Annotated in this window: 1 protein-coding gene; it reads left to right on the top strand. The window is 66.1% G+C overall.

All coding sequences use genetic code 11. The annotated features are described in order from the left end of the window. The first annotated feature begins 121 nt into the window (after positions 1-121). A complete protein-coding gene (locus tag CH296_RS01480; RefSeq protein ID WP_256980290.1) occupies positions 122-20,992 on the top strand; it encodes a non-ribosomal peptide synthase/polyketide synthase in 20,871 nt (6,956 codons plus the stop codon). Positions 20,993-21,011: the final 19 nt, after the last annotated feature.

Genomic DNA, 21,011 nt, shown 5'->3' with positions numbered 1-21,011 from the left:
TAAAGAACGACGTAGGCAATTTGCTCGATGTGTTCGGTGCCCACCGATCGCTGCCGATTCGGCAGCCGGTGGGGGCGCATGTGATTGTGGGAAAGAGAGGATTCGATTGGACCCGCTAGGTGTGGAAGGTGCTGGACGCGACGACGGAGTCGGCGGTCCTGAGCATTCGTCGTTCCCACTGTCACCGGCCCAATTGGGAATGTGGTTCGCGCAGCATGTGGACCCCTCGGTACCCGCGAACATCGCCCAGTACATCGAGCTGCACGGCGACCTCCATGTGGATCTGCTTCGTCGAGCGTCCTCGCAGGCAGCACTCGAGCTGCAGTCCGGATTCGTGCGCATCGTCGAGATCGACGCCGAGCCCCGGCAGGTCGTCGATCCCACCCTCGACGACTCTCTGAACTACCTCGACCTGCGCGGCGAGGCCGATCCGCGGGCAGCGGCCCTGGCCTGGATGCACGGCGACTACAGCGCGCCCATCGACATTCTCCGCGACCGACTGATCGCCGCGACCGTCCTGCGCCTCGAGGACGACGTCTGGTTCTGGTACGAGCGCGTGCATCACGTTGTGCTCGACGGATTCGGTGCCGTCACGTTCATGAACCGCGCGGCCGAGCTCTACACCGCGGCGGTCGAGGGCACCGAACCGAGCAAGAATCTCGCATCGGACCTGACCAAGGTCTACGACATCGACGTGGCCTACCGTGACTCGAGCCGCTTCGAGGCCGACCGTGAGTACTGGGCTTCGCGGATCGACGGCATCGACGGAGTCACCACTCTCGCCGGTCACACCGCTGCCCCTGCGGCGACGAGCCAGATCGACAGCACAGCTCTGTCCGCCGAGACGATGGAAAGACTCGAAGCCCTGCGTGTCGAGACCGACACGACGATGGCGACCATCGTCATCGCCGGCTTCGCCGCCTACCTCGCGCAGATGACCGGACGTGAGGACGTCGTGCTCTCGCTCCCGGTCACCGCGCGCACCACGGCAGTGTTGCGCCGCTCCGGCGGCATGGTCTCCAACGTCGTTCCTCTACGTCTCGACGTCTCGGGTGACACCACCGTCGAGACGCTGCTCGCGCGCGTCAACGCCGAGGTCTCCGGGGCGCTGCGTCACCAGCGCTACCGGCACGAGGACATTCGGCGTGATGCCGGAGCGGTCAGCGGCCAGGCCTCGTTCTTCGGCCCGTGGGTCAACATCATGCTGTTCTTCGGCGAGGTGCGCCTCGGTTCGATGGTCGGCGGCATCAACATTCTCTCGACCGGCCTCATCGAGGATTTCGGGCTCAACCTCTACACCAGTGTTGCCGGGTCGACCACCCACATCGACTTCGAGTCCAATCCCAATCTGTACGGACCCGAGCAGTCCGGTCGGAACCACGAGAGGTTCGTCGATTTCTTCGCCCGGTTCGTGGCATCGGGGCCGAAGGACGCGGTGTGGGATCTGGCCCTGACCGAGGGTGTCGAACGCGAACTCGTCGTGGCGGAGTGGAATGCCACCGAGCACCCGACCGAACCACGCACGTTGCTGTCCGCCTTCGAGGCCGCCGCGGCCGCGCACCCCGACGCGACGGCCCTGGTGTACGAGGGGGAAGCGCTCACCTACGGCGCACTCTCGGCGCGGGTGAACGGTCTGGCTCGCCACCTGATCGACATGGGGGTAGGCCCCGAGACTCTCGTCGGACTCTCGATCCGCCGTTCGTTCGACCTCGTCGTCGGCATGTACGCGATCGTGGCGGCCGGCGGTGCCTGGGTGCCCATCGACCCCGACCACCCTGCCGATCGCACCGCGTACATTCTGGACTCCGCGCAGCCGCGCTGCGTGCTGATCTCCTCTCGCGACGACGTTGCGCTGCCCGAGGGAACCGAGACGGTTGCGGTCGACCTCGTCGACTGCACGTCCAGGTCCGCTGACCCAGTTCGGGATGCCGAACGTACTGCGCCACTGCGACTTTCGAACACCGCATACGTGATCTACACCTCCGGTTCGACCGGACGTCCGAAGGGTGTCGCGGTCGAGCACGCGGCGATCCACAATCAGATGGAATGGATGCTCTCGGAGTATCCGATGGACGCCTCCGACGTCTACCTGCAGAAGACGGCCACCACCTTCGACGTCTCGCTCTGGGGTTTCTTCCTGCCGCTGCGGGTCGGCGCGACGATGGTGCTCGCCACTCCCGACGGGCATCGAGACTCGGTCTACGTGGCCGACAAGATCGCCGAACATCGAGTCACCGTCACCGATTTCGTGCCGTCGATGCTGACGGTGTTCGTGGCCAACGCGCCCGCGGGCACCTGCAGTTCGCTGCGCCACGTGTTCGTCATCGGCGAGGCACTGCCGGTCGAGACCGCGGCGGCGTTCCGCTCGATGTGTCGAGCCGGTCTGCACAATCTCTACGGCCCCACCGAAGCCGCCGTCTCGGTCACCTATCACCCCAGCGGCCCGCAGGACACCCGCACCGTTCCGATCGGTGTGCCCGAGTGGAACACGAAAGCCTTCGTTCTCGACGGTCGCCTGCGACCCACCCCCATCGGCGAATCGGGAGAGCTGTACCTCGCCGGCGTCCAGTTGGCGCGCGGCTACGTGGGCAGGCCCGATCTGAGCTCGGATCGCTTCGTCGCCAACCCTTTCGGCACCGGCGGCGAACGGATGTACCGCACCGGCGACCTCGTGCGCTGGCGCAGCGACGGCGTGCTGGACTACATCGGCCGGACGGATTTCCAGGTCAAGTTCCGTGGACAACGCATCGAGCTCGGTGAGATCGAAACGGTTCTGCTCGCCCACGAATCCATCTCGCAGGCAGTGGTGTTGGTGGTCCAGACGGTCACCGGTGATCAGTTGGTGGCGTACGTCGTCGCGACCCCGGGACGATCCATCGAATCCGCCGCGGCGATCGAGTTCGCCGGTCACTCCCTACCGTCGTACATGGTGCCTGCAGCGGTCGTCGTACTCGACGCCCTGCCGCTGAACACGAGCGGCAAGCTCGACCGAAAAGCGTTGCCGGAACCGATGTTCAGCAGTGCGAAGAAGTACCGGGCCCCGCAGAGTCGGGCGGAGTACGTCGTCGCCGGTATCTACGAGGATCTGCTCGGGGCCTCCAAGGTCGGTCTGGACGAGGACTTCTTCGAGCTCGGCGGCAACTCTCTGATCGCCACGCAGTTGGTGACCCGAGTGGGCAGCGCTCTCGGAGTTCGCCTCGGCGTTCGTGAGCTGTTCGAGGCTCCCACCGTCGGGGCACTCGCGGCCAGGGCCGAATCGGCGGCTCGGCTCGGGGCGGACACCCCGGTGCTGGAGTCGCGGGAACGGCCCGAGCGTATCCCGCTCTCACCTGCGCAACAGCGCATGTGGTTCCTCAACCGCTTCGACCCCACCACAGCGGTGTACAACCTGCCGTTCTCCGTGCGTCTGACCGGGCCGCTCGACGTGGTAGCACTGTCGGCCGCATTCGCCGACGTCGTCGATCGGCACGAGACGCTGCGTACCGTCTACCCCGAGGTGGACGGCTCTCCCGAACAGGTCGTACTCACGGCGGCGCGGACCCCGGCGACGATTCTGCCGGTCCGTGTCGAACGCGACGAACTGGGCGGTCGCCTGCACGAACTGGTCGGCAAGGGATTCGACGTCACGGTCGATACACCGTTCCGCATCGCACTGTTCGAGATCTCACCGACCGAGCACGAACTCGCGATGGTGTTGCACCACATCGCCGCCGACGGGGCGTCGTTCGGTCCGCTGGCGCGGGATGTGCTGGTGGCGTACTCGAGCCGGATCAAGGGACGCGCCCCAGAGTGGACGCCTCTCGAGGTCCAGTACGCCGACTACGCGTTGTGGCAACGTGCGGTACTCGGTCCCGAGACCGATCCGCTGTCGCTGGCGTCGCGCGAAATCGCTTACTGGAGAGCGACTCTCGAGGATCTACCCGATCAGCTGACTTTGCCGTCGAGCAGGCCGCGCCCCGCAGTGTCCTCGAACGCGGGCAGCAAGCTCCGGGTGGACGTTCCGGCTCGTCTGCACGCCTCGCTGGCCAGCCTGGCCCGTGCCAACAACGCCTCGCTGTTCATGGTCATGCAGTCCGCGTACGCGCTGCTGCTCGCCCGGCTCAGCGGCACCACCGACATCGCCATCGGTGCTCCCGTGGCCGGTCGAGGAGAACCCGCACTCGACGACCTGGTCGGCATGTTCGTCAACACCCTCGTACTGCGCACCGAAGTCGATCCGGCGCTGACGTTCGAGGAACTCCTCTCGCGCGTCCGTGACACGGACCTGTCCGCCTTCGCGCACGCAGACGTGCCGTTCGAACGCCTCGTCGAGGTGCTGAACCCGGTGCGTTCGACGTCCCGGCACCCGCTGTTCCAGGTCGCGATCTCGCTGGAATCGGCAATGTCTCGCGAACTCACCGTCGGTGGCCTGCGCGCCGAAGCCGCCGAATTCGATGTACCCATCGCCAAATTCGACGTACAGCTGTGGCTGACCGAGCATCTCGACGACGGCGCACCCGCAGGTATCGACGCGGTGTTCGAGTACGCAACGGATCTGTTCGACGCAGATCTCGTCGAGAGTTTCGCGCGTCGCTTCCTGGCCATTCTGGATGCGGTCACCACGGACGCCACCGTGCCGGTCGGCGACGTCACGATCGTCGATGCCGCGGAGCACCGGTCCGTGCTCTCGCAGTGGAACGCCTCCGGAGACGACGTCTCTCGCGAACTCACCCTCGTGGATCTGCTCGACGCTGCCGCCGCGGCGCACCCCGACGCCGTCGCAGTTCGCTTCGACGGCTCGTCGATGACCTACACCGAGTTCGACGCGCACACCAATCGCCTTGCCCGCGTTCTGATCTCCCACGGTGTCGGCCCGGAAAGTCTGGTCGCCGTCGCCCTCCCGCGCTCGGCGGAACTCGTCGTCGCGCTCGTCGCGGTGATCAAAGCCGGCGGTGGATACCTGCCCGTCGACCCCAGCTACCCACTCGACCGAGTCGAATACATGCTCGACGACGCGCGGCCGACAACCGTTCTACTGTCCGGCTCGGACCGAGTGGAACTTCCGTCCGACGTCGAAATTCGCACCGGCGCAGCACTGCTCGACATCGACACCGTCGATCTGTCGTCGGTGTCCGGCGATCCCGTCACCGACGGTGACCGGACGAGTCCGCTGCGGCCCGAGAACGTCGCCTACGTCATCTACACCTCGGGTTCGACGGGCAAGCCCAAGGGCGTGATGATTCCGCATCGCAACGTCGTTCGGCTGCTCGACAACACCGAGTCGGTCTACGGCTTCGGCGCCGACGACGTGTGGACGATGTTCCACTCGTACGCCTTCGACTTCTCGGTGTGGGAGCTGTGGGGCCCGTTGCTCTACGGCGGCACGTTGGTCGTCGTCGACTACTTCACCTCGCGATCGCCGGAGGCATTCCACCGGCTGCTCGTCGACGAGCAGGTCACGGTGCTCAACCAGACACCCTCGGCGTTCTATCAACTCTCCGAGGCCGATCGCACCACGGCAACCGAGCACGGCGAACTGTCGCTGCGCTACGTGATCTTCGGTGGTGAAGCCCTCGAACAACGACGGTTGACCGGGTGGTTCGAGCGGCACGGTCACCGTGCGCCCCAGCTCGTCAACATGTACGGCATCACCGAGACGACCGTGCACGTGTCCTACCGAGCGCTCGACGCCGCGTCCGTCGAGAGCAGTGCGTCGGTGGTCGGCAAGCCGATCGCCGGACTGCGGGTGTTCGTGCTGGACACCCGCCTGCATCCGGTTCCGGTCGGGGTTCCCGGCGAAATGTACGTTGCCGGTGGACAATTGGCCCGTGGTTATCTCGGTCGCCGAGAACTGACATCGGTTCGCTTCGTGGCGAACCCGTTCGCGTCGGGAGCCGACGAGGGGTCGCTGCTGTACCGGACCGGTGACCTCGCACAGTGGAACGCTGCAGGCGAGCTCGAGTACCTCGGTCGTTCGGACGATCAGGTCAAGGTCCGGGGATTCCGCATCGAGCTGGGCGAGGTGGAGGCAGCGGTGACCGCGCAGCCGACCGTCACCCAGGCCGCCGTGATCGTTCGTGAGGACTCTCCCGGTGCAGCTCGGCTCGTCGCCTACGTGGTGTCCGCTGCGGTCGACGGTCGGCCGATCGTCGATATCGAGGACATCAGAACCGGTATCGCAGAGATGCTTCCGGAGTACATGGTGCCGTCGGCCTTCGTGGTGCTCGACGCGATCCCGCTGACCGTCAACGGCAAGCTCGATCGCCGGGCACTGCCGGCTCCGGTGTTCGAGGTGCGCGAGTTCCGTGCTCCGACGACACCGATCGAGGAGATCGTCGCCGACGTCTTCGCCGACGTCCTCGGAGTCGAGCGTGTGGGTCTGGACGACGACTTCTTCGAGCTCGGCGGTAATTCGCTGATCGCCACGCAGGTGGTCTCGCGTCTGGGAGTTGCTCTCGATGCCACCGTGCCGGTGCGCATGCTGTTCGAGGCATCGACCGTGGCGTTGCTTGCAGTGCGGGTGGAGCAGGCCGCAGGAGAAGGTGGCCGCATCGCGCTCGTCGCGACCGTGCGGCCCGAGCGAATCCCGCTCTCGCTCGCGCAGCAGCGGATGTGGTTCCTCAATCGATTCGACGCCGACTCCACCGCGTACAACATTCCGTTCGCACTGAGACTGACCGGCGAACTCGATGTCGCGGCGCTGCAGGTGGCGATCATGGACGTGATCGACCGGCACGAGTCGCTGCGCACCGTCTACCCGGACACCGCAGCGGGCCCGCAGCAGTCCATCCTCGACGCCGCTCAGACGGTGCCGAACCTGATGCCCGTTCCTACGTCCGCGGCCGATATCCAGCGGCAGGTCTTCTCGCTGGCATCGACGACGTTCGACGTGACGGTCAACGTTCCCATTCAGGCACGCCTGTTCGAGATCGGTCCTCGCGAACACGTCATCGCCATGGTGGTGCACCACATCTCGGCCGACGGCTGGTCGATGGGTCCGCTGGCGCGCGACCTCATGATCGCGTACGCCTCGCGCACCGCGTGGGAGAACCCGGCGTGGATGCCGCTGGAGGTGCAGTACGCCGACTACAGCCTGTGGCAACGTTCGGTACTCGGCTCCGAGGACGATCCGCAATCACTGATCTCCGGTCAGGTCGATTACTGGGCCGACATGCTGGCCGGTCTGCCCGACCAGCTCGATCTCCCGACCGATCGGCCGCGCCCGAATCGCCAGTCCTACCAGGGATCGTCGATCCGATTCGACGTACCGGCCGAGGTCCATCGGGGACTGTCCTCGCTGGCCCACACGCACAACGCCTCGCTGTTCATGGTCGTGCACGCTGCTCTCGCGGTGCTGCTCGCGCGTCTGTCCGGTACCGAGGACATCGCGATCGGTACCCCGGTCGCAGGCCGTGGCGACGCGGCCCTCGACGACGTGGTCGGCATGTTCGTCAACACCCTCGTGTTGCGCACCGACATCGAGTCGGGTCGGACGTTCTCGGAGCAGATCGGGCGCGCCCGCGAAGTGGCGCTCGGCGCGTTCGGACATGCCGATCTGCCGTTCGAGCGTTTGGTCGAGGTGCTCAATCCGTCCCGATCGCAGGCGCGGCACCCCCTGTTCCAGGTGATGCTCTCGTTCGAGAACCTCACCCGCACGCACGTGGACCTACCGGGTCTGTCGGTGGACAGCGTCGCTCTCGATGCCGAGGTGGCGAAGTTCGACCTGCAGTTGACCGTCACCGAGTCCATCGGAGTGGACGGTCGCGGGCAGGGCATGGCCGCCGAGTTGACCTACGCGACCGACCTGTTCGACGCCGCGACGGTGAGAGGGTTCTCCGAACGTTTTGTGCGGATACTCGGTGCCGTGGTGGCAGATCCCTCGCTGTCGGTGGGAGACATCGACCTTCTCGACGACGGCGAGCGCGACCGAGTCGTGACAGCGTGGAACCGCACCGAACACGAGGTACCGGACCAGGTGACGCTGGTCGACCTGTTCGATCGTCAGGTGGCCGTGACTCCGGATGCGCAGGCGTTGGTGTTCGAGGGTGAGCGGTTGACGTATGCGGAGTTCGCGGGGCGTGCGAATCGTCTTGCGCGACTTCTGGTGTCGGTGGGGGTTGGTCCTGATTCGCTGGTGGGGCTCGCGATCGGGCGGAGTCTGGACCTGTTCGTGGGTATGTATGCGATCGTGAAGGCCGGTGCGGGGTACGTGCCGATCGATCCGTCGCAGCCGGCGGATCGCAACGAGTACATCGTGGCGACGGCGGCTCCGGTTCGGGTGTTGTCGACGACGCGTGATCATGTGGAGTTCGCGGGGGTCGAGACGGTCGATATCGACACTGTCGATGTGTCGGGTCTGTCGCCGTTGCCGTTGTCCGATGCCGAGCGCACGGCTCCGTTGCGTGCGTCGAATCTCGCGTATGTGATCTTCACGTCGGGTTCGACGGGTCGTCCGAAGGGTGTGGGGGTTTCGCACGAGGCGATCGTGAATCGGTTGTTGTGGATGCAGCACGAGTACGGGTTGAGCGCCGGGGATGTGGTGTTGCAGAAGACTCCGTCGACGTTCGATGTGTCGGTGTGGGAGTTCTTCTGGGCGTTGCAGAACGGTGCGTCGGTGGCCATCGCTGTTCCGGATGGTCATCGGGATGCGTTGTATCTGCTCGATGTGATTGCTCGTGAGCATGTGTCGGTGGTGCACTTCGTGCCGTCGATGATGTCGGTGTTCGTACCCGAGGTGGAGCGACGCCGAGCGTCGGGTGCCTCGCTGCGGTTGGTGTTCGCATCCGGTGAGGCATTGGCTCCCACCACGGCCCGCGCGCTACGGCGGGCAATCGCGGGAGTGGAGCTGCACAACCTGTACGGCCCGACCGAGGCTGCGGTCGACGTGACCTATCACGCTGTTACGGACGAGGATTCGGAGGTGATGCCCATCGGAGCACCGGTGTGGAACACCTCTGTCTACGTGCTCGATTCGCGACTGAATCCCACTCCCGTCGGTGTCGCAGGTGAGCTCTATCTCGCGGGTACTCAGCTGGCACGTGGCTATGTGGGACGGTCGGACCTGACCGCGGACCGCTTCGTGGCCCATCCGTTCGCAACGGGCGGCCGACGCCTCTATCGCACCGGCGATGTCGTGCGGTGGAACCGCAACGGCGAACTGGAATACGTCGGTCGGTCGGACTTCCAGGTGAAGCTGCGCGGCCTGCGCATCGAACTCGGCGAGATCGAATCGGCACTGTTGGCGCAACGCTCGATCTCCCAGGCGGTCGTGGTGGTCCGCCACGAGCAACTCGTCGGGTACGTCGTGCCGTCCGGTGCCTCGGTGGAGACCGGGGCAGTCCTCGGCGCGCTGCGGTCTCGACTGGCGGAGTACATGGTGCCGTCGACGCTGATCGTGCTCGAGGAATTCCCGCTCGGAGCGAGTGGAAAGCTCGACCGCAAGGCCCTGCCCGATCCCGCTTTCGAGGTGACCGAGTACCGGGAACCGACCAACGACATCGAACGGACCGTTGCCGAGGTCTTCGCCCAGGTCCTCGGACTCGAGCGTGTCGGTCTGGACGACGACTTCTTCGATCTCGGTGGAAACTCCCTCATCGCAACGCAACTGGTGTCGCGACTGGGTGTCGCCATGGACACCCGAATCGCGGTGCGAGAGCTCTTCGACACCTCGACGGTGGCCGATCTGGCCGCGCGGTTGGGCACACTGGTCGCCACCGGAAGCCGTCCACCGCTGGTGCCTCAACAACGGCCGCAACATATTCCGTTGTCTCTGGCGCAGCAGCGTATGTGGTTCCTCAACAAGTTCGACGTCGAATCCGCGGCCAACAACATTCCGATCGCCGTGCGACTGTCCGGTCTGCTGGACCGTCGCGCCATGCAGATCGCGGTCGCGGACGTCGTGGCCCGGCAGCAGTCCCTGCGCACGGTGTTCCCGGAGACCGACGGAACCGCTCATCAGGTCATCGTCGACGCAGCATCGGCCACACCGGATCTGACGCCCATCGAGATCGCCGCCCACGATGTCGCGGGCGCGTTGCGAGATCTGGCGACCACCGGATTCGACCTGTCGAAGGACCTGCCCTTCCGGACCAGACTCTTCGAGGTCAGCCCCACCGAGCACCTGTTGGTTTTCGTCGTCCACCACATCGCGGCCGACGGATTCTCGCTGGGCCCGCTCACCCGAGACGTGATGAACGCGTACGCGGCTCGCTCGCTGAACCAGGAGCCCTTCTGGTCTCCGCTGCCGGTCGACTATGCCGATTACAGCCTCTGGCAGCGCGAAGTACTCGGTTCCGAGGACGATCCGCAGTCGGTCGTGTCGCAGCAGATCGACTACTGGACAACCGCTCTGGCCGGCCTGCCGGACCAGCTCGACGTGCCGTCCGATCGCCCGAGGCCCGTGGTGGCATCCAACAGTGGTGCGCTCGTGCGGTTCTCCATCGACGAGGATCTGCACCGCGCACTGATCGATGCCGCCAGAGCAGAGAACGCATCGCTGTTCATGGTGGTGCACACATCGTTGGCCGTACTGCTGTCGCGGTTGTCCGGCGAAGCCGACATCGCGATCGGCACCCCGGTCGCCGGTCGTGGCGAGGCCGCCCTGGACGACTTGATCGGCATGTTCGTCAACACCCTGGTGTTGCGCACCGAGATCGACACCTCGCGTCGATTCGACCAGGTGCTCGCCGACACCCGCGAGACCGACCTGTCGGCCCTGGCCCACGTGGACGTACCGTTCGAGCGTCTCGTCGAAATCCTGAACCCCGCCCGATCCACGGCTCGTCATCCCCTCGTGCAGGTGGTGCTCGCGTTCCAGAACCTGGGACAGAAGGATCTCGAACTGCCCGGACTGTCGGTCTCGGGTGTCGACTTCGAGACGCTGGTCGCGCTGTTCGATCTGCAGTTCACGTTCGTCGAGTCGATCGGACCCAGCGGCGCTCCGCAGGGCATGACCGTCGACGTCACCTACGCCACCGATCTCTTCGACGAGGCCACGGTCGTCGCGCTCGGCGATCGCCTGATCACAGTTCTCGAAGCCGTCGCGGGCAACCTCTCGACCGTGGTCGGCGACATCGAATTGCTCGAGCCCGTCGAACGCAGGCGGGTGCTGGTCGACTGGAACGACACCGAGCACGAGCTCGACCGGGCCCAGACATTGGCCTCGCTCGCCGGGCAGGTCGATTCGGCCTCTCCTGCACTGGTTTTCGGAGACGACACGCTCACTCACGGCGAATTCCAGGAGCGGGTCGCCCGCCTGGCTCGGTTCCTGATCGCCCGCGGTGTCGGACCCGAGAGCGCGGTGGGCATCGCTGCCCGTCGCTCGGTGGAACTGCTCGTCGGAATTCATGCGATCATCGCCGCCGGTGGTGCGTACGTTCCGATCGATCCGGACCAGCCGGCCGAGCGGATCGCGCACATTCTCGGAACCGCGGCACCGGTCTGCGTGCTGACCACGTCGCGCGACGAGGTGGCGGCCGACGGCGTCGAGGTCATCGATATCGACACCCTCGATCTGTCCGGCTTCTCCGATACGCCGATCACCGACGCGGACCGAATCCGTGCGCTGGCACCGTCGAACACCGCCTACGTCATCTTCACATCGGGTTCGACCGGCCAGCCCAAGGGTGTGGCCGTCACGCACGAGGCGATCGTCAACCGCCTGCTGTGGATGCAGTCGGAGTACGAGCTCGCCACCGACGACGTCGTGCTGCAGAAGACCCCTGTCACGTTCGACGTGTCGGTATGGGAACTGTTCTGGCCGTTGCAGATCGGTGCCACGCTGGTCATCGCGAAGCCCGAGGGCCATCGTGATCCGCAGTACCTGCTCGAGACGATCGAGGCGCAGTCCGTCACCACGGCACACTTCGTACCGTCGCTGCTCGAGGTCTTCGTCTCCGTCGTGGCCGCGGCACCGTCGCCTGCGACCACCTCTCTGCGGACTCTGTTCGCGTCCGGGGAGGCGCTGCCCGCCGAGGTCGGCGACCGGCTCCGACGCGTCCTGCCGGGCGTGGCGCTGCACAACCTCTACGGTCCAACCGAGGCTGCGGTCGACGTCACCTATCACGCGGTGACGGAGGCGGACGTCGACCTCGTTCCGATCGGTGTGCCGGTGTGGAACACCAGAACGTATGTTCTCGACGCTCGACTGTCTCCGGTCGCTCCCGGGGTGGCGGGCGAGCTGTACCTCGCCGGGGTTCAGCTGGCGCGCGGCTATCTCGGACGGACGGACCTGACGGCCGATCGGTTCCTTCCCGACCCGTTCGGAGAACCGGGTACTCGCATGTACCGCACCGGTGACCTGGTGCGCTGGCGTGCAGTGTCCTCGGGTTCGGGACGGCTGGAGTACCTGGGCCGCACCGACTTCCAGGTCAAGCTGCGTGGACTGCGCATCGAACTCGGCGAGATCGAGACCGTGTTGCGCAGACACCCGTCCGTGGAATCCGCCGTCGTTCTGGTTCGGCAGACCGCTGCCGCGGGCGACCAGCTGGTCGCCTACGTGGTACCCGCGGTCGGCGGGACCGTCGACGTCGCCGAGCTGGCCGACTTCGCGTCGCGCTCGCTCGCGAGCTACATGGTTCCGGCCGCGACCGTCGTGCTCGACGCACTGCCGCTCACGCCCAACGGCAAGCTCGATCGTCGCGCTCTGCCGGAGCCGAACATCGAGCAGCGCCCATTCCGCGCGCCGTCCACCACATCGGAAATCGTTGTGGCAGAGGTGTTCCGCGATGTTCTCGGTATCGATGTCGTCGGTGCCGACGACGAGTTCTTCGCTCTCGGCGGCAACTCCCTCGTCGCCACGAGAGTCGCGTCGAGAATCGGCGCGGCACTCGACACCACCGTGACCGTCCGGACGATCTTCGAGGCCTCGACCGTGTCCGCACTGGCGGCCAAGCTCGACGAGCTCTCGGGTTCGGGCCGTCGGATTCCTCTGGTGCGCACCGATCTACCGGACCTGGTACCGCTCTCGCTCGCGCAGCGCCGGATGTGGTTCCTCAATCGGTTCGACCCCGAATCCGCGACGGAGAACCTCCCTGTCGCCATCGAGCTCAGCGGCGATCTCGACATTGCCGCTCTGCGCGCGGCAGTGGCCGACGTGGTCGAGCGACACGAGTCCCTGCGAACGGTCTACCCGGAGGTCGACGGCGTCGCCTCTCAGGTGATCGTTCCTACGGAACAGGTGACGCCGGATCTGGTGCCGACTGCGACCACCACCGCCGAACTGCCGTCGGCCCTGGCGGCGCTGGCCATGGGCGGGTTCGACGTCACCGCTGCGCCGCCGTTGCGTGCGGCGTTGTTCGAGCTCGACTCGGACCGCCACGTTCTCGCGTTCGTCACCCACCACATCGCTGCGGACGGCTTCTCGATCGGTCCCATGACTCGGGATCTGATGGTTGCGTACGCAGCCCGTAGCGCGGGCACCGAGCCCGGTTGGACTCCACTCGCCGTCCGCTACGTCGACTACACCCTCTGGCAGCAGGCCGTCCTCGGTTCCGAGGACGATCCGACGTCACCGGTCTCGAACCAGATTCGGCACTGGACTCGGGCACTCGCTTCGCTGCCGGACGAGGTCACCTTCCCCGGCGATCGTGTCCGCCCGGATCGGTCGTCGTACCGCGGCGGCAACATCACGCTCGCCCTCGACGCCGAGACGCACGGCCGCCTCGGCGACGTGGCGCGCGCCAACCAGAGCTCGCTGTTCATGGTGTTGCACTCCTCGCTCGCCGTGCTGCTGGCCCGACTGTCCGGTGAGACCGACATCGCGATCGGAACCCCGGTCGCAGGGCGCGGTGAGGCAGCCCTCGACGACGTCATCGGAATGTTCGTCAACACACTGGTGCTGCGGACCGACATCGATCACGGCGACGCGTTCACCGAGCTTCTGGCTCGGGCACGCGAGACGGACCTGTCGGCGTTCGCCCACGCCGAGGTGCCGTTCGAGCGGCTCGTCGAGGTACTCGACCCACCGCGGTCGGCTGCTCGTCACCCGCTCGTCCAGGTGATGCTCACCGTGCAGAACATGGAGCAGACCGAGCTCGAACTCCCGGGCCTGAGCGTGCGCGCTGTCGACCTCGACGTCGAGACGGCCAAGTTCGACGTTCAGTTCACCTTCACCGAGAACCACGTCGACGGCGGCATGACCATCGACGTCACCTTCGCCCGCGACCTGTACGACGACAGCACGGCACGTGCACTCGGTGAACGCCTGATCCGCGTCCTCGAGTCCGTTGCCGGCGATCCGGGTCAGCGAATCGGCGACCTCCCGGTGATGGACGAAGCCGAACGCGGCCGGGTGCTCGCGCTCGCCCAGGACGCGCCTGCCGTCGCCGATTCGCTCGACACGATCGTCGATCTGTTCGCCGCTCGGGTGGCCGAGGACCCCGACGCTCCGGCAGTGGTGTTCGAGGGTGCTCACAGAAGTTACCGAGAGATCGACGAGTCCTCGACTGCGTTGGCGAGAGTCCTCGCCGCTCAGGGAGTAGGGCCGGAGTCGTTGGTGGCCGTCGTGCTGCCGCGCACCGCCGATCTCGTCGTGGCACTGCTCGCGGTGCTCAAAGCCGGTGGTGCCTACGTCCCGATCGATCCGTCCTACCCGGCCGACCGGATCGAATTCGTGCTCACCGATTCTCGTCCGGTTGCCGTACTGACATGGACCGGTGTGGACGTCGCGCTTCCCGCAACGCTTCCCAGGATCGATATCGACACGGCCCCGGCCGAGGGCGACGGGGCGTCGGCCGATCCGGTTCCGGCGTCCGCGGCATCGACGGCGTACGTCATCTACACCTCGGGCTCGACGGGCAAGCCGAAGGGCGTTCTGATCCCGCATCGCAACGTCGTACGGTTGTTGGCGAACACGGCTCGGCACTTCGATTTCGGTCGACACGACGTGTGGACGCTGTTCCACTCGTTCGCGTTCGACTTCTCGGTGTGGGAACTCTGGGGCCCGCTGACTACCGGCGGTAGCGTCATCGTGGTCGACTACTTCACCTCCCGGTCGCCGGAAGCATTGCGGGAGTTGCTCGTTCGTGAGCGTGTCACCGTTCTGAACCAGACTCCGTCCGCCTTCTACCAGCTCGATCAGGTCGATCGCACCGCAGGCTCGGCAGACGACTATTCGTTGCGGTACATCGTGTTCGGTGGTGAGGCGTTGGAACTGCGACGACTCACCGGTTGGTTCGAGCGTCACGGCGACGATTCCCCGCAACTGATCAACATGTACGGCATCACCGAAACCACGGTGCACGTCTCGCACCGTGTCGTGGACGCGCGGTCCGCGGCACAGGCATCGGGATCCCTTGTCGGACGCGCCATCTCCGGACTGTCGGTGTACGTCCTGGATTCACGGCTGTCGCTGGTACCCGCAGGTGTACCGGGCGAGATGTACGTCTCCGGTGGTCAGGTCGCGCGCGGGTATCTCGGTCGCGCCGGGTTGAGCGCGACGAGGTTCGTCGCCGATCCTTTCGCAGGCGACGGATCGGTGCTCTACCGCACCGGCGACGTGGCACGGTGGTCCACCGACGGCGAACTCGAGTTCGTCGGTCGCGCCGACGACCAGGTCAAGATCCGTGGTTTCCGCATCGAGCTGGGCGAGGTCGAATCCGCCGTCGCATCCGCTCCCGCCGTCGGGCAGGCAGCGGTGATCGTGCGCGAGGACACTCCCGGTGCCGCACGCCTGGTTGCGTACGTCGTGCCCGCGGCCGAGTCGACGATCGACATCGACGTCGTCAGGGCAGCGGTCGGGGAGAATCTTCCCGAGTACATGGTGCCCTCGGCGTTCGTGGTTCTCGACGCGATTCCCTTGACCGCCAACGGAAAACTGGACCGACGAGCCCTGCCCGAGCCGGCGGCGCGCACACGTGAGTTCCGGCCACCGACCACTCCGGTGGAGGGCATGGTCGCCGATGTCTTCGCCGACGTTCTCGGCATCGAACGGGTCGGTCTCGACGACGACTTCTTCGAGCTCGGCGGCAACTCGCTGGTCGCGACGCAGGTGGTGTCCAGGCTGGGTGCTGCAGCGCAGACGACCGTTCCCGTCCGCGCGCTGTTCGAGGCCCCGACGGTCGCTGCTCTGGCAGCGCGGGTCGAGCAGGGTTCGGGCGCAGCTGCGCGTCCGGCGCTGGTGGCATCGACGCGACCGAGCCGAGTGCCGCTCTCGCTCGCACAGCAGCGGATGTGGTTCCTCAACCGCTTCGACTCCGAGTCCACGGCGTACAACATCCCGTTCGCGCTTCGGCTCAGCGGACGCCTCGACGTCGACGCGTTGCAGCGTGCAGTTTCCGACGTGATCGAGCGTCACGAAACTCTGCGATCGGTGTACCCGGATTCACCCGAAGGCCCACACCAGGTGATCGTGCCGATGTCGGAGGTGCCGACCACACTCGAGGTGATCGACACCGACGCGGCGTCGGTGACCGCTCGGGTTCTGGAACTTCTGTCGGCGACCTTCGACGTCACGACCCGGGTTCCGCTGAAGACCGCGCTCTTCCGCGTCTCGGACACCGAGTTCGTACTCGGAATGGTCATCCACCACATCAGCGCCGACGGTCTGTCGGTGATGCCGTTGTCCACAGACGTCATGACCGCATATGCCGCTCGCACCCGCGGCTCCGATCCCGCGTGGGCGCCGCTGCCGGTGCAGTACGCCGATTACGCACTGTGGCAGCGCCAGGTCCTCGGATCCGAGGAGGACTCGGAATCGATTGCTGCGCAGCAGATTCGGTACTGGGAAGCTGCGCTGGCCGAGCTGCCCGAGCAGATCGAACTTCCGCTGGATCGTCCGCGTCCCGCCGAGCAGACCTTCCGGGGCGGCCGTATCGATTTCCGGATCGACGCAGCCGCGCACGCTCGACTGACCGAACTGGCACGTGCGCACAACGCGACGGTGTTCATGGCGGTGCACGCGGCGTTCGCCGTCCTGCTCTCGCGTATATCGGGATCGCCGGACATCGTCGTCGGAACCCCCATCGCGGGTCGCGGTGAAGCGGCCATCGAAAACCTCGTCGGCATGTTCGTCAACACCTTGGTGCTGCGGCTCGACGTCGCGGGGGGAGCGAGTTTCGAGGACCTTCTCGACGCGGCTCGAGAGACCGACCTGCAGGCGTTCGCCAACTCCGACATACCGTTCGAGCGGCTCGTCGAGGTGGTCAACCCCACCCGGTCGACGGCGCGTCACCCGCTGTTCCAGGTCGGCTTCTCGTTCCAGAACTTCGCTCGCCGAGAATTCGAGCTCGACGGACTGGACATCTCGGCACTGGACACCGAGACCGGGACGTCGCAGTTCGACCTGCACCTGATCGTCTCGGACGCCCCGCGCGAGGACGAGGTGTCGGGCGGCTTCGATGCCTTGTTGACGTACGCGACCGATCTGTTCGACGAGCGCACCGCTCGCTCGCTCGTCGCCCGGTTCGAGGCCGTTCTCGACGCCGTCGCGGCGTCCCCGACGACGCCGGTCGGCGATCTCGATCTGTTCCTCGACGGTGAGCTGCCCGCCATCGTCGACGAGTGGAACGACACCGACCGCGACTTCGATTCCGCAGACGGCACCACGCTCGCCGATCTGTTCGTGGACTCGGCAGCGCGCAACGGTGACGCCGTTGCACTCGTGCACGACGACGGGACGCTGACGTACGGTGAGTTCTCCGAACGGGTCTCGCGTCTGGCCCGCCACCTGATCGGCCTGGGCGTCGGACCCGAAGTGCCGGTGGGGCTTGCCATTCGGCGATCGGTGGATCTGCTCGTGGGCATGTACGCCATCTCCGTGGCCGGTGGTGCCTACGTCCCGATCGATCCGGATCAGCCGGCCGAGCGCAACGCGCTCGTGTTGGAGACCGCAGCTCCGCTGTGCGTGCTGACATCCGGTGCCGTCGGTCCGGAGATCTCCTCTGCAGCCACGGTCGTCGATCTGACACAGCTCGATCTCGCGAGCTTCTCGCCCGCGCCGGTGGATGCCTCGGAGCGCTCGGGTGTGCTTTCCGCCGACAACACCGCTTACGTCATCTTCACGTCCGGCTCCACCGGACGCCCCAAGGGCGTTGCGGTCTCGCACGGTGCCGTCGTCAACCAGTTGAACTGGTTGCGTGCGGAGTACGGCCTCGACGAGACCGATGCGGCGCTGCTCAAGACCGCAGCGACGTTCGACCTGTCGGTGTGGGAGTTCTGGTCGCAGCTGACCTCGGGTGGACGACTCGTCGTCGCGAATCCGGAGGGGCATCGCGATCCCGATTACCTGCTCACGCTGGTCCGTCGACACTCGGTGACGACGTTGCATCTGGTCCCGTCGATGTTGTCGATGCTCGGCACCGTTGCCGCGGGCGAACTGTCACCCGATCTGCGACGCGTCCTGGCCATCGGCGAAGCGCTACCCGCGGCGGTTGCGCAGGATTTCCGGCGGCACAACGGTTCTGCCGAGCTGCACAATCTCTACGGCCCGACCGAGGCAGCGGTGTCGGTGACCTCGCATCCGGTCACCGATGCCGACACCGTCGCCGTGCCGATCGGCGTGCCCGAGGCCAACACCGCCGTGTTCGTGCTGGACTCTCGCCTGCATCCGGTTCCGGCCGGGGTCACCGGAGAGCTCTACCTCGCGGGCACGCAACTCGCGCGGGGATACTTCGGGCGAGCAGACCTCACCGCGGAACGGTTCGTGGCCAATCCGTTCGGCGCGAACGGAACGCGGATGTATCGCACGGGCGATCTCGTGCGGTGGCGGGTTCCGCTCGTCGACGGCGAACCGGCAGCGGCCCGCCTCGAGTACATCGAGCGTGCCGACTTCCAGGTCAAGATCCGCGGATTCCGCATCGAACTCGGTGAGATCGAGGCAGCCCTGCGCGCTCAGACAACGGTGGCCGACACCGCCGTCGTGGTGCACAGCGGCGAATCGATGGGGGATCAGCTGGTCGCCTACGTCGTCGGGCAGTCCGGGGCGGTACTCGACGTGGCGAGTGTCGAAGTGGAACTCGCTCGCGCCGTGCCGTCGTACATGGTTCCGGCAGCGTTCGTCGTCCTCGATGCCCTGCCGCTCAACGCAAACGGCAAACTGGATCGACGGGCCCTTCCGGCACCGCAGTTCGAGGTTGCCGAGTTCCGGGCCCCGGTCACTCCGATCGAGGAGATCGTCGCGTCCACCGTGGCGGAACTGCTCGGCCTCGACCGCGCCGGACTCGACGACGACTTCTTCGCGCTCGGTGGAAACTCATTGGTCGCAACACAATTGGTCTCGAGGTTGGGTCAGGCGCTCGACGCTCAGATTCCGGTGCGAGCAGTGTTCGCGGCGTCCACCGTCGCGGGCCTGGCCGCCCACATCGCCCCGCTCGTCGGTGGCGGTGCGCGCCGAGAACTGACCGTCCGAGAGCGACCCGATCTGCTTCCGCTCTCGATCGCTCAGGAAAGAATGTGGACGATCAACCGGATCGACCCCGGTTCCTCGGCCTACAACATCCCGGTCGCGGTCCGGTTGACCGGCGAGCTCGACATCGACTCCCTGCGCGGGGCATTCGACGACGTTCTCGGACGCCACGAGATTCTGCGCACGGCGTACCCCGACTCGGTGGACGGGCCGGTCCAGCAGATCGGTTCCGTCGCCGAGGTAGGAATCGAGCTGACGCCCGAGCAGGTGGAACCGGATGCGGTGATCTCCCGCCTGATCGAAACCCTCGGTGCCGGGTTCGACGTCACGAAGTCGGTTCCGGTGCGGGCTGCTCTGCTGCAGGTCGGCGAGAACGAACACGTACTGGCCGTGGTGGCTCACCACATCGCCGCCGACGGCTTCTCGATGGGTCCGCTGATCCGGGATGTCATGGTGGCCTACACCGCTCGGGTTGCGGGGGAGATGCCGGCCTGGACGCCGCTACCGGTCCAGTACGCCGACTTCGCGCTGTGGCAGCGTGAGGTGCTCGGCAGCGAGAGCGATCCCGACAGTCCGCTCGCGAAGCAGCTCGCGTACTGGACGACCGAGTTGGCGGGAGCACCGGAACAGTTGGCGCTCCCGCTGGATCGACCGCGGCCGCCTCGCCCGACGATGCAGGGTGCCTCGTACGATTTCTCGTTCGGCACCGACATCGCATCGGCGATCGAGAAGATCGCTCGCGAACACTCCGCGACGACGTTCATGGTGGTGCACAGCGCCTTCGCCGTGCTGCTCTCGAGGCTGAGCAACTCATCCGACATCAGCATCGGCACACCCACTGCAGGTCGCGGCGAACAGCAACTCGACGAGCTCGTCGGCATGTTCGTCAACACGCTCGTGTTGCGCACTCGACTGAACCAGAGCGGTACGTTCGTCGAGCTGTTGCAGCAGGCCAAGGACAAGGATCTGGCGGCGTTCGGTCACGCTGACGTCCCCTTCGAGCGACTCGTCGACGCACTGGGCCGGGCGCGATCGAGTGCCTACACTCCGCTGTTCCAGGCGATGTTGACGTTCCAGAACCACGTGACCGGAACGTTCGAGCTGCCGGGTCTGCAGGTGCAGGCCTTGCCCGCGGGCGAGGACCAGGCCAAGTTCGATCTGCAGCTGACCGCCGTCGAACGATTCGACGACACCGGGGCACTGCGCGACATCGAGGCGACGTTCACCTACGCAACGGCGATCCTCGACGAGTCGTCGATCGCGACCTTCGCCGATCGGTTGCTGCGGATTCTGAACGCCGTCGTCTCGGATCCGGACGTGGTGCTGCGGTCGATCGACATCCTCTCCGACGAGGAGAAGGCGGAGTTCGCACCGCGAACCAAACCCAAGACGGTGGACGATCTGCCCGAACTGGTTGCCCGGGCAGCGACCGTCGCACCCGATGCGGTGGCCATCGAACACGAATCGACAACGGTCGATTTCGCTGCTCTGCACGCCAAACTGGCGCAGATGTCGGCAACGATGGGCTCTGCGATGAAGCCGCAGGCTCTGGTGACGGTCACGCTGTCGGCACTGATTCCGGGTATCTTGCCCGCCCTCGGTGCGGAGGGGCTGACCGCCGCTCTGGCATCGTTGATCGAACGGGCGGAGTCGGTGATCGCGTCGTCGTGACGAATGCCGAGTTCGCCGG

Origin of the sequence: Rhodococcus sp. 14-2496-1d (assembly GCF_002259365.1) — a bacterium.
In the GTDB taxonomy this organism is placed as follows: Bacteria; Actinomycetota; Actinomycetes; order Mycobacteriales; family Mycobacteriaceae; genus Rhodococcoides.
The sequence above is the reverse complement of the archived record's forward strand: the minus strand, read 5'-3'. Positions and strand labels throughout refer to the sequence as shown.